Raw genomic sequence first — 12,389 nt, 5'->3', positions numbered from 1 at the left:
ACAAATTCACGTGCTAGATAATAGAGCTTACTATTTATCTGTATTCTTTAAGATATCCTCTATAATAATCCGTTGAACCTCTTTGGCTTCTTCGGTCAACACAGAATGCCCCGCATTTTCAAAGAGAAATATATCTTTTTTTGGAGCTTTCAATTGCTTAAAGTAATCTTTTGCAAGATTAAAATTCGTTTGGAAATCCTTTTCTCCTATAAAAAAATACACGGGACATTTTATCTCGGGCAATTGCACGAAAAGATTTTGACGAATTGCTGCATTCCATGTAGGCAACCAGACCTTCGACCAATCTTCAAGAAATGTCTTCAAAACACTTAGGTCACTCTCGGAGAACTTATGCCCGTCATAATCAAACATCCATTTTCTTAAAACGTATATCTGTTCGTAATTCTCAAAAGGAACTTTAACCGTATTCAATTCTTTTTGAGCAAGCAGGTCACCCTTTTCCTTAGCTTCACTTTTTAACTTATCGAGTAGTATCAGTTCGCTCTTTGTTTGGTTCACAACAGGGCTGAATGCGATATAAGCATTTAAAAGTTCAGGATGCTTTTCCGCCATTTTAAATCCTAGAACAGTTCCCCATGACTCCCCTACGAGATATAATTTTTTACGGTTGAATTTTTTTAATAATAGCGTTATCACTTCATACGTATCCGACTCCATCAATTCCAATGTATTGGGAACCGTAGACTTGTTTAACGCCAAGGTTCTACCAGCATCACGCTGATCCCACTGCACGACCATAAAACTCTTTTGGAGATCACTGGAAAAAACAGCAGCCTGCTTCATCCTTGAACTTGCAGGACCTCCATGTAAAAATAAAATAAGCGGCAAGTCTTTATTTCCACTGTAGGAAACGACTTGTTTAATATTACCAACAGATAGCGTGTCGTATATTGGTGCGGATTGAGCAAATGTACTATTGGTAAATAAAGCAATAATAAATAGGATAAGTAGGCTTCTTTTCATCCTCGAATATAATATCTTTTATCATTATTATTCAAATCTATTACCTGTAAAATTGACTATTAAATACATAGAAACTCAAACAACGAGCAGTAAATTCAGCATACTCTTCAGTCGGCATATCGAGCCAAGCATAGAGGGAAACCTAGCGACCGATAATATACATGAGCTAACCTAAGGGGTTATTTTAGTTCTTTGCCAAGCAACAACACCTACACCTTCAGAATACTGCATCAAATCGGGTGTATTTGTAAGTTTGAGCTTTCCCGTTTCATATGCGAGATCGAGTTTGCTAAGCTCAACCTTTTTTAGCGCCCACTCTTTGTGATGTATATCGTAACAAAAAAGAGAATCTCCTTTGTCCATATATAGACAGTACCGCTCTGTGAGCCAAGCTTGAAGTTCTGTTTTCTTAGTGATAATCTCTTTAGGTTCAAATGCGGCGTCAAGGCGAAAACCTTTTACACTATTCTCCGATTTATACACGTTACGCCCTCTTCGAATCTTAGCTTTCTCATAAGGAAGTCCCGAGAGATACTTCGTCAGCAAAACAGAAAGGATTTTCTGCGCTTCAATATTTATAAAATAAACGCCCTTTTTATTATCGTTATCCACATAGGTTCTAAGGTTAATTTCGTGGAAATCGGAAATAAAACTTACGGCAGGTAAAAAGCGAGGTCTAATTTTTTCCATCGTAAAAGCAACTAAAGAAACATAAGCACTACCTTCGTAGGTATCAATATGTAGTTTTTCAGGAACTAATTCTCGTAAAATTTCAACAGGCACTTTCCAGTGTAAAAACAATGCTCTATTCCATTCCTGATAAAAGGCCCATCTTTCTTTGGGGTAATCAAAAGACCGGTGATTGGTCGCTAAAAGAATTTTCTCAATGTTTGTCATTTCATAAGGTGATTAATAGCAATCTCCGCTAAAGAGACGCGGATGGGGAAACAAAAAAGTAAAACGGTAAATTACCCTACATAAGCAAAAGCCATTCCCCAATTTGCGGAATAGCAAATTAGAAAAACCAGCCTATCAGAAATACCTTAAAAAAGAAGTAGCACCTACTCGCCTTACCTGAGCAGCCAAGCAATTAATTCATCATTATCTACAATACTCCACGAGCGTGGGTGCTTTGTAGCATTCGGTTTGTTGAAGTCGTTTCTCCAAAACCTAGAATCAAGAATAAATACCCATTCCAAGGACGTTGCTCAGGATAAATCAGCGTATAATTTTTCGCGTAGCATCTGCTATATCAAAAAATACCTCTCCAATTTTAGGCGTAGGCAACTTCTCCTCGTAACAGCGAAGTAAGACAAAAAAACAAGCTTGCAATTGCGAGAGCTGCATTCTTTATTTACGCGGAGCATTACTACAAAAAAAGATTTCCGCCTCAGGAGCGGAAATCTTTCGTTTATTTATTGGTTTTAATAGCTTTAATAATTCCAGCTAAATTTTCATTGAACTGTAGCAACTGATGGAAAACCTTTTCGTCATTCCCCTCTTGTGCAGCATTATTATTTTTTTGAAAAATGGTCTTTATAGCCGACCAGCGTTCCTTTTCTACTTCCGTAATTAAACCTGCCGTTTCTTTAAGCTTCAACAAATTAGACTCTGTATCTGCCGTTAAAGTTTGGGATTCGCTTTCGTAGTGTGTCAACAGAATTTGCTGAACCTCCAACGTATTCATCATAGGCACAACTTGCGCCGCCAGCTTACTCATATTACGATAAGAACCCTGCATTTTAAACGGAGGTTCTTGGCGGTAAGAATCTTGCATCGCGGCACTCTGTATATATCCTTTATTGACAAGAACAACGATGTTACGCATGTAGATAACATGTCGGAGCACTGCTGTGAAGTCATCGATCTCTTGGCGCAGGTAGTTTCCTTCCAATTCTGGAATTTGCTCTACTTCGGATTCTACATAGTTGATTAATGCATAAAAATCAGCATAACTTTTACGTGCAATTTTATCTAGATATTGATTGTCACTAGCTGCATTTTCAATCAAGCTGAGGTTAAACAAATAGTCGGTATCCCCAATAACATCACCAAGGTTGTATACATCGGCACGATTGGCAAGCATGTCTGGAATCTGAAACTTACTACCACTTTCGGTATATGGATTTCCAGACATAACAATACAGAAACGTTTGCCGCGTAAATCATAAGTTTTACTCTCGCCTTCAAATATTCCATCCATTTTACGCTGACCATCGGCCAACGAAATAAATTTCTGTAGAAACTCCGGATTTAAGTGTTGTATATCATCCAAATATAGCATCACATTATCCGCCATCTCAAAGGATAGGTTTATTTTTTTGAGCTCTTCCCTTGCGCCCGATGTTTTAGCTTCAATCGGATCAATCGATGTGATAGAGTGACCAATCGTCGGCCCATTAATTTTTACGAAATGCAAGCCCATGGTTTTTGCCAAATACTCCATCAGCGTAGTTTTTCCATATCCTGGAGGCGAAATCAACAAGAGCATACCCATTCTTGCCGTACGCTTGTTTTCACCAGCTTCACCAAGCTGCTTCGCTAAATTCTTACCGATTAAAGGAAAGTAAACCTCATTGATCAGCCTGTTGCGAACAAAAGAGCTCAGTACCTTAGGTTCAAACTCCTGTATTTTTAATTGTTTAGCGTAAGCCTGCGAAAGCTTCTCTTTGTTTGCCGAAAAGGCAGAAAAGCGCGGCACATTTTCTTCTGTAAATAGCGCTAGCTTCTCCGTGAAACGATGATATTGAAAGAGAAAACTTCCATTATCCAGTAGTGCATGATGGCCTTTTAAGCCTGATATTAACCGCTCAGCTTTACCAAAGAGTAATTCGTAAGCATCTTGTGGGAATAATAAGCTTACCGCCACCTCGTCCACATAGGTACTCAAATTGGCCGTTTCCTTATTTCCTTGCACCTCAACAAAGGCTTGAACCCAATTTTGAAGCAGATAAAACTTGTCGACAGCATCAAACTGTGGATTATGGAGATCTTGTTGGAAAACGTCCTTTTTCTTTTTGTTATCCAACATCCGCAGAAACTCCTGCCCCAACTCTTGAGCAACATCACAGCGCACAAACTTCTTATACTTCGCTAACGTTTCAAATAGATAGTTCGCCATCTGCTGGGCTACAGCACCAGATAGATCCAATGTTGTTTGCCATTGCTGGATTTGTTGAGAAATACCATCAATCACATAGGCAGCCCGTTTACTTTCCGGGAAAGCTACCCGAATAGATTGCGAAGCACGAATTAAAGCCTGTAGTTTTTCTTGCTCCTCAGCAGACAACTGATGCCAGAAAAGCTGCGTTTTAGCCCGTAATGTACTGGTATAACGGAGTAAATCAAGCTCTTTATCAACCTGGTCTAAGGTTTCAAAAATTTGTAAAGCATCATAATTATGAACACCTTTAATGTATGCTGCCGCATAATTTTGCTCGACTTCACCTGTAATATACTGCGCTGCATCAAATGAAGCGCCCAACTTTTGCTTGGCTAAATAAGCGGTATAAGCGAGGTATTCGGCACGATAAACCGTACTATTTTCTGAAATTATCTCCTGGCCCCAAATATCGCTATACGCATTAATCTCATCATCGGTTACCTTTTGGTAAAAACTCGTCCCCGTAAGGTGATAGTAAAGCGTATCATTTTGCCGTAGGAGCGTTAAACTTAATGTCTGATGATTAACGGAAAACTTATGTTGTCCTAGGGAAATAATATTTGTGCCATCAACATACAATTCTGTTTTATCACGCAACAAACGTAAGGCATCTTCCTGCGACTTTTTGAGTTGATTTTCTAGATTTTCAGCTTTAGAAACATCTTGAAGCGTTTTTAAATCGGCGATGAGTTGCCTCATCTTATCAATCATCAAATCGGCAGCATAGAAGCTTAAAATTTCTTCTTTCGTTTTAAAGCTATTGGCTTTATTTTCGATGTTTTTCAACACACGAAGTCCAATTTGCTCTAAAGAAGTACTCCTTTTATTGAGTTGCTCTATCAATTGCTCTCTCTTGTTATTAAACGCTTTGATGATATCATCACGTTTATCGGCAATTTGTAGGGCGAAATCATCAAATTCAGAAAACTTACTTTCCAATTCCTCCAACTGCACCACTATTTTCGTGTAGTAGTCTTCGATTTTTTCCGCCGTCGTAGAAAGCTCTAAATAGTTAACTACACTTTGCTCAATCAAGGTCATCTGTGCAGAAAACTCCGCTACAGCTTCTTTACTTTTTAAAGAACTAACCTTACGAATCAACTGTGCCTTCACCTCATTTAGGGAAGAAAAGATGACCGCTATTTTCTCGATGATTTGCGTAGTCTGGGTGGCGTCATCTATTTTTAAGCTATTGAGAATATAGATAAGAAGCTCTAACTGTGCTGAAATTTCAAGACAGGAAGCTTCGATCGCTTTAGCATCAAAAACCTTCTCAATAGCGGCAACATTAACTTTTTCAGCCTCAACTTGCTCCTCATACGTGTTAAGCGCATCCGCCTGCAAAAGAAATTGAACCGTCTTTTCGGCCAGCTCCTCCACTTGTTCTTGCGTCTGCACCTGCAATAAATTGACCTGATCAAGGTCGATATACTTAACATTTTTCTGATCAATAATAGTACCCAGCAAACGTCTCCCTTGGGCCAATTGATTGACAAGGTCTTCAAGCTTATCGAACTTATGCCCATTGACGGAGCGGATAAAATCCTCCAGCAATTGCGTGGTATTTCTTAAGGTTTCATCCGCATGTTGCCTTTGTGTTTGAACTTTCACAAATTCATCAATCGCACTATTGGATATCTCCTTAATTTGTTGGACAGCCTGCCCTAGGTTATGCAGTTCCTCATCATGAATCCAGAAATAGGAATCCAGTAAAGCGTTAGACTTTTTAAGAATATCTTCGTATAGCCCTTCGTAGGAATCCTCCTTACTGATTAATTGCAGAATTTCTTGCCCTTCGGCCATCGCCTTGACGATATCCTTATTGCCTATTTTATAAATTGCATTATCAAGCTTTTCTTTATTTTCTTGAAGAGTAAGGCTATAGGGCGTTTCCCAAATCTGAACTTGATGATGACGAACGGCCTCATTTTCTGTGCGGAAATAGATCAACTGACCATCCGGAAAAATCGTGAAACCATTACAGATAATAGGCGTTTCGACCAATTGTTGAATGATGTTGTAAGACATCAAGATATACGTATTGGTCTCCGATTGCGTAAAGATATATAAGAAATCTTCGCCGTTGGGAGCATTTATCTTTCGTAAAAACTGAAAGCGCTCCGCATTGGTATCAAAAATCTTGTACGTGCCATTCTGTAGATAATAACCATTTGCAAAGATTAACCCCTGATTGTCGGGCAATAGAATGGCCGATTCATTCAACGATTTTATGTTAACAACCTCTTTCGTCCTTAGGTTGAAAATAAAGGTTCTAAACTCTTCTTGAAACGGCTTTATACGCACCGCTATCATATTGCCTAAATCAGCATAATAGTAGTCTGCATCATCCAGCTGCTGGTCGCTGTTGCTTACCTTCTCCGAAAATATCCCTTTCCCTGTATCTGTATTATCTTCAATTTTAAAGGTAATATCTCCATTGATAGCCTCAATAAAGACCTTATCCAGAATGGAGATATGCGGATATTTACCTAGCCTACGGTCGTCCAAGGTGGTCTTTACCCACTCAAACTCGTGCTGACTAGCATTTTTCACTTCATGTATGCTCCGGTCATCCAGATACTGCAGTGCACCATCCTTAATCAACCATTTGAAGGCTTTAAGATCTTGTGCATTCTTGCTCGTTTGAAAAATCATGTAGAGATAATTCTCTGTTTTTCTAAATTTCGCAAAAATTGAATCCCGATAATATTTATACAGATTTTGATAGTCTGTTACAAAATTAGAATCATTAATCAGGTCTAAAGACTGGGGAACAAACTGGTTATTTTCAAATCGAAAAACACTAAAGACATCGTTTAGCTGTATCTCCGTTCGTAAACCAAAATGCACGTTATAACCAAAAATACAAAGATCGCCAATTGCAATAATGCCACGTGCTACACCATTATTGTCTGTGCTTATCCGTTGATTTGCCTGAAGGGCAAAACTGCTACTACTAAAAACTTCTTTACGTGCGGTATTCAGCTGCTGCAACCTGCTCGACAGATCTTCCTTTTGCGTTTGAAGACGCTTTTTAATGATCTCGTATGTACCGACTTCTAATCCTTCTTTTATTGAAATGTCTTTTTCCGCCTGCATGTAAATTATATTGATCAGTAAGCTTTTTGAAATAACTATACATTTAAAACGGATAACTATTCCAAAATGTTGCTTACGTAAAAGATAAGTCTTGGCTTCCTATTTATATTCCACCAAGACCATTGATAGCATTATAAACTTGTCTCGCTGTCATGCGCGCTTATAGCGGTCGCTCTCCATTGAAACAAGTTCCCTTTAACTAAAACAACTTCTTATTTGAAACACCAAGATTATTAGCTAGGCCAAACAATGAATTAATAAAGCCTGTATCTTCCTCATTTCCTGCACCAGAAGCTGATTGTTGTAACTTAATCAATGCGGCCGATATTGTTAGGTTCTTAATATCATTCGATGATATACCATATTTATCTGCTAAACTTCTAATCTTTCCAGCTAAATCACCTTTCCCATCAGGACCAAGCAATGCATCTTTAATAGCTGTAGCATGCTGACTGTTGTCAATTAATTTATCAAAGCCCTTAGCGTTAGAAACCTGTTTTACAATATTCTCAAAGAATAAAGTTTCACCACCGACGATATCAATTTTCGCCGATTTCAATGCCTCGCCTAACACCGCAGCTTGCGCTGTTGCGATATCTTTTTGAATATTAATATGTGCCAGTTCGATATCACGCTCCTTATTGAGCTTCAATTTAAACTCTTCGTGCTCTTTACCTACACCATCAAGCTTTTTCATGGCTTCCGCTTTTTCTTCAATACCTTTTGCTTCCGCCAATGCTTTCTCACGAACAATATCAGCTTCCATCAAACCTTCTTTACGTAGTGCGTCTGCTTTACGCTCAATGATATTCGCCTCTACAGTACCCTGCTTCTCTTCAGCTTCAGCTTTTGCAACCATCACTTCAGCTTCCGAAAGACCAATTGCAGCCTCTTCTTTAGCTCGTGCTTCCGCAATTATTTTGCGCGCTTCCGCCTCTTTGGTCGATGCTTCTTTTTTCGCTTCCGCATCAATCAATAACTCTTGTGCTTTTTTCTCCGCAATTTGGCGTGACGCTTCCGCATCGATTACCTTTTTCTCTGCCTCTTGCTCTGCCGCAATTTTTGCAGCCTCAGCAGCCTTTACTGTTGTAATCAAACGCTCTTCAGCCTCTTGCGATGCTGCAATTACGCCGGCTTGCTTCTTCCGCTCTACCTCGCGGAATACTTCCACATCTTTCACGCCTTGTTGCTCTTCGATCACACCTTTTTCTAGCTGCACACGCTCCTTGATGACATTTTGAATATTTTTCTTCTCAATCTCAATGGAACGCTCCTTATCAATCTGCGCTAACGTTACGATGCGAAGACGCTCAGTCTCTTCCAATGCACGATCTTTCTCCACACGCTCGGTCTCAATGGCATCCGTACGTTGTTTACTTTTCTCTGCAATAATAATCTGACGCAGTTTATTCTCTTCCTGTATCGCTAAACTTTCTTCCGTACTGATGCGTACAGTCTCAGAGCGTAGACGTTCTTCTTCGCGCACTTTCGTAATCTCAGCACCTTCACGCGCTTTAATATTATCTATTTCACGTTTTTGCTTCTCTTCCTTCTCTGCCAATTGGCGTTCAAGCTCCAATATTGCTTCGCGCGTTTCTACATTTTGCTTCTTAATAACTTTCTCTTCCTCACGACGAATTTGATTAGCATTAATATTTTGCTTAGCGGTCAATTCGGTAATCTTCTTAATACCTTCAGAGTCCAAAATATTATCTGGGCTTAAAAATTTAACTTCCGTCTGCTCCAAGTAATCAATGGCACAATCATCCAAGATATATCCATTCAAATCGGTACCGATAATGTTAAGAATCTCATCTCTAAACTCACGTCTAGCCTCATAAAGCTCGATAAAGTCAAACTTCTTTCCTACCGTTTTTAAAGCTTCCGAAAATTTAGCTTCAAAGATATTTTTCAATGTTTCTGGATCACTAGCACGTTCACAGCCTAAATTTTGAGCCACGTTGATAACATCCTCCACCGATTTATTAACGCGAACAAAAAAGGCTACTTTAATATCTGCACGAATATTATCCTTACAAATTAATCCATCATTCTGCATCCTGCTGATCTCCAGTTTTTTCACAGAGATATCCATGATTTCCATTTTATGGAACACAGGAATAACATACATCCCTTTGTTGAAAGCTACACGACTACCGCCAATACCGGTACGTACAATAGCTTTCCCTTGCGGGATTTTTTTGTAAAACATACTGAGTATCACAAAAAAAGCGATAATTAAGAAAAATAAAATCCCAACGGCAAGTAGGAGTACTGAACCTATGCCTCCGGCAAAAATTGTAAGTAGATTATTCATTTATAATAGATTAAATATTGTGTATATTGATTTCTTTTGTTACGTAAAATATTCTCTTGTCCTTAGACTCATCGGCAATGATAACCTCATCGCCATAATTTATCTTTTCCCCAGAGATACTGACAACATTGAGCTTAAAAACATCCTGCTGGATCACAAACTCTGCAGAGCCCATGGCGGTACCTTGAATTGTAGACTTCATCTTGCCTGCCCGGCCTAAAAAATCCGTCGGCTCCTCCCCTTGGTAACCAATTTCTTTGTAAAACTTAGCCAAAGGCTTCGTCAGAAAATGTATGATAAAGTACGTAAGGATAAAAACAGGCAGCAGAATAAATATAGACTTCAGTCCCCAGCTAGACACATTAACAGCAAGCGAAGTGGCAATCGTAAGAAGCCAACTGACGAATTTAAAAAGTGTGCTTATCAGCATAATCGGAACTTTACCAACATTAATAAAATCCAGTGCCTTGGTAAAAAACGAAGGCTCTGCCACTGTATCGCTCTCCGCATGATGCGCATCGGCCCCATCAACATCCCCCACATCTGGACTTCCATCTGTAGCAATGTCGATATCGCTATCAAAAAAATTAAAGCCATCTCCTGTAAAAAGCATAAACAACCAATACAATAGCGAAATACCCAAGAGTACGGTCATGATGCCATTCGGCAACGGATTAAATAATAAATGAATAATCTCGCTCATATTAATCTACGTCTATACCTAGCTGCTTTTTTAGTGCCGTTAATTCATGATTCACCGAATCCGCTCCGCCGATAGTGCTGTTTATCTCGTCGACAACACTTTTGTTCTTGTCAGCCAGCGCAGCATAAGCTTTGGAAAGAGCCTCATCTTCCTCTACTTTTTCTTTCATGCGCTCCAACATGGAAATGGTGCTATTGGCATCGATATTCGCCAACTGCTTGTTGACTAACTTCGTGGCTTTTGACACTTTTAGACGTGCCTTTAACGTCGACAGCTCGCTCTCCCATTTATTAATATTGAATTTTAAAACCTCCACATTTTTATGAAGCTCCTCGGCCGAGTGGTTATGAATTTCACCCTGCTTGGTCAACTCGGTAGCCTCTGCAAGCAGCTCCTTTTTAAGCAATAAGGCTTCCTTAGCCAAATTTTCAGCCTTATCGGCATCCAACTCTTGATTTTGTGCTTTCTGAAGAATGAGAATAGCTTTATGCTCAAACTCTTCAGCCTCTAATTTTTTCTTTTCTGTATTATTTTGGGTACGGATGGCCAAAGCCTTCACCTTCGCATAAGCCTCGAGAGCTTGCTCTAGATCTTCCTTCATTTCTCGAATCCCTTGTTCGGTCATCTTGATAGGGTCTTCCATTTTATCCACGACTGCATGAATTTCGGCTTGACCAATTCTGAAAATTCTTTTGAAAATATTAATAATGCGCTCTATTTATTAATTTTTAGAAAATTGAATAAGTTGTTCGTAATATTCACTCATGAGTAAACTCAATGAGTTGACGGCGGCTTCAAATTCATTCTGATCAACACTACTGATTTGCAACGTATAGCGAAATATCACCTTTTTACCGTCTTCAGTAAGTGCAAAAGCACCATGTATAATATCTCTGTTTTTCATTAACAGCGACTTAAACATCTCCATATTATCCGCATTGATGCTAAATAAATACTGCTCAAAAATGATGACGGGCGGCGCAATACCAATAATGAGGTTACGGATACCGTCGGGTTGATTTTAAATTAAAAAAACCCCTTCCGCATTGTTTTTTTTAACGATGTGGAATCCTGTGTGTAAAATATATTTTTCAATTTTTGAGAAGTACATGGCTAGAATTTTTATATATTGCACAATTGATTAGCATAAAGATAAAATTTGAAAACTATTTTTGCAAATTTATTTTGCAAAAAAAATAATAAATAGGAATTAATGAGCAACATTGGAAACAACATCAAAAAACTGAGAAAGGTAAAAGGATTGAGCCAACAAGCTTTTGCTGACCTATTCAACCTAACAAGAGGGAATATTTCCTCCTACGAAGAGCTCCGTGCTGAACCACGTATTGAGGTTATCTTAAAAATTGCAAACTATTTTAGCATTCCTGTAAACCATCTGTTAGAGAAAAATCTTTCTGTTAATCAAATTCTGAACTTTAATGACTATTTCAATCCCAATGATGGTAAGGCCGCAACAGGCAACTTTGCAGCAATTCCCTTCTTAAACAAAGAAACACTACAAAAGGACATACAGGTATCGGAAATACTGGCCGACCTACCCCTGCTCAACTTCCCGCTTTTCGGTAAGTCTTCCTTTCTAGCCATAGAATACCACACGATGATTGCTAGTCCTAATACATTCAACTACCCAGAAGGTGCTATACTTTTCTTCGAACAGGTGCAAGTGGATAACCTGCACACCTTAGCGGAACATTTTGGTCTTTATATCTATGAAGCTGATTTCTTTATTGGGCAATACACCGTTGCCGATGAAAAAATTGTATTGGAATTAAATGCATGGAAAAGTAAAACCCTCACTGTCGAGGAAAGCTCCCATTATTATAAATTACATGGCGTCTATAATCGCGTAGTCTAAGGCAACAACGTACTTCAATAAATCTAGCCTAAAAGCATGGAACTATCCCCGAATACACAATAGTAAGCAACGGAGGATATCGCTCACACCTATCGTCGGAAAAGTATAATAATTCGTCCCGGGATTTGAGTGTGCCGGAAACTGCACGCCCGATAGCAAAAGAAACAGCCATTTCTACGAGCAGCGATATCTCGCCCTCGCCCCTACAAATAGGATAGCGACGACCAATCTTTACATCGCAAAAAAC

8 protein-coding genes are annotated in these 12,389 nt (G+C 39.0%); 1 reads left to right on the top strand and 7 read right to left on the bottom strand.

Annotation, left to right across the window (positions count from 1 at the left end):
- Nucleotides 1-30: 30 nt before the first annotated feature.
- The 7 genes from WH223_RS03690 to WH223_RS03660 all read right to left on the bottom strand — a co-directional run bounded on the left by WH223_RS03690 (nucleotide 31) and on the right by WH223_RS03660 (nucleotide 11,272).
- Complete coding sequence (locus WH223_RS03690; protein ID WP_340046178.1) at nucleotides 31-984, bottom strand: alpha/beta fold hydrolase; 954 nt, start codon at nucleotides 982-984, stop codon at nucleotides 31-33.
- Between the two features lie 171 nt (nucleotides 985-1,155).
- Entirely contained in the window at nucleotides 1,156-1,881 is a 726-nt protein-coding gene (locus tag WH223_RS03685) for a YqjF family protein (RefSeq protein ID WP_340046177.1), read from the bottom strand.
- Nucleotides 1,882-2,395: 514 nt separating this feature from the next.
- A complete protein-coding gene (locus WH223_RS03680; RefSeq protein ID WP_340046176.1) occupies nucleotides 2,396-7,246 on the bottom strand; it encodes a DNA repair ATPase in 4,851 nt (1,616 codons plus the stop codon).
- Nucleotides 7,247-7,445: 199 nt separating this feature from the next.
- Nucleotides 7,446-9,563 (bottom strand): flotillin family protein, encoded by a 2,118-nt coding sequence (locus WH223_RS03675; protein ID WP_340046175.1) that lies wholly within the window; start codon nucleotides 9,561-9,563, stop codon nucleotides 7,446-7,448.
- Nucleotides 9,564-9,573: 10 nt separating this feature from the next.
- Nucleotides 9,574-10,266, bottom strand: coding sequence for a hypothetical protein (locus WH223_RS03670; RefSeq protein ID WP_340046174.1), 693 nt, complete (start codon nucleotides 10,264-10,266; stop codon nucleotides 9,574-9,576).
- 1 nt (nucleotide 10,267) lies between these two features.
- Complete coding sequence (locus tag WH223_RS03665; RefSeq protein ID WP_340046300.1) at nucleotides 10,268-10,966, bottom strand: PspA/IM30 family protein; 699 nt, start codon at nucleotides 10,964-10,966, stop codon at nucleotides 10,268-10,270.
- Nucleotides 10,967-10,987: 21 nt separating this feature from the next.
- Complete coding sequence (locus WH223_RS03660) at nucleotides 10,988-11,272, bottom strand: molecular chaperone Tir (protein ID WP_445265601.1); 285 nt, start codon at nucleotides 11,270-11,272, stop codon at nucleotides 10,988-10,990.
- Between the two features lie 207 nt (nucleotides 11,273-11,479).
- Here WH223_RS03660 and WH223_RS03655 point away from each other — a divergent pair, with 207 nt between their 5' ends.
- Nucleotides 11,480-12,142, top strand: a complete 663-nt coding sequence (locus WH223_RS03655; RefSeq protein ID WP_340046172.1) for a helix-turn-helix domain-containing protein — start codon at nucleotides 11,480-11,482, stop codon at nucleotides 12,140-12,142.
- Nucleotides 12,143-12,389: the final 247 nt, after the last annotated feature.

It is taken from the genome of Sphingobacterium sp. MYb382, assembly GCF_037572665.1.
Classification (GTDB): Bacteria; Bacteroidota; Bacteroidia; order Sphingobacteriales; family Sphingobacteriaceae; genus Sphingobacterium.
Note: the sequence above shows the minus strand (reverse complement) of the source record. Positions and strands in the feature narration are given on the sequence as shown.

What these genes read in the sequence shown, in the direction of transcription:
- WH223_RS03690 (WP_340046178.1), bottom strand. Translation starts at nt 984, where the DNA reads ATGAAAAGAAGCCTACTTATCCTATTTATTATTGCTTTATTTACCAAT.
- WH223_RS03685 (WP_340046177.1), bottom strand. Translation starts at nt 1,881, where the DNA reads ATGACAAACATTGAGAAAATTCTTTTAGCGACCAATCACCGGTCTTTT.
- WH223_RS03680 (WP_340046176.1), bottom strand. Translation starts at nt 7,246, where the DNA reads ATGCAGGCGGAAAAAGACATTTCAATAAAAGAAGGATTAGAAGTCGGT.
- WH223_RS03675 (WP_340046175.1), bottom strand. Translation starts at nt 9,563, where the DNA reads ATGAATAATCTACTTACAATTTTTGCCGGAGGCATAGGTTCAGTACTC.
- WH223_RS03670 (WP_340046174.1), bottom strand. Translation starts at nt 10,266, where the DNA reads ATGAGCGAGATTATTCATTTATTATTTAATCCGTTGCCGAATGGCATC.
- WH223_RS03655 (WP_340046172.1), top strand. Translation starts at nt 11,480, where the DNA reads ATGAGCAACATTGGAAACAACATCAAAAAACTGAGAAAGGTAAAAGGA.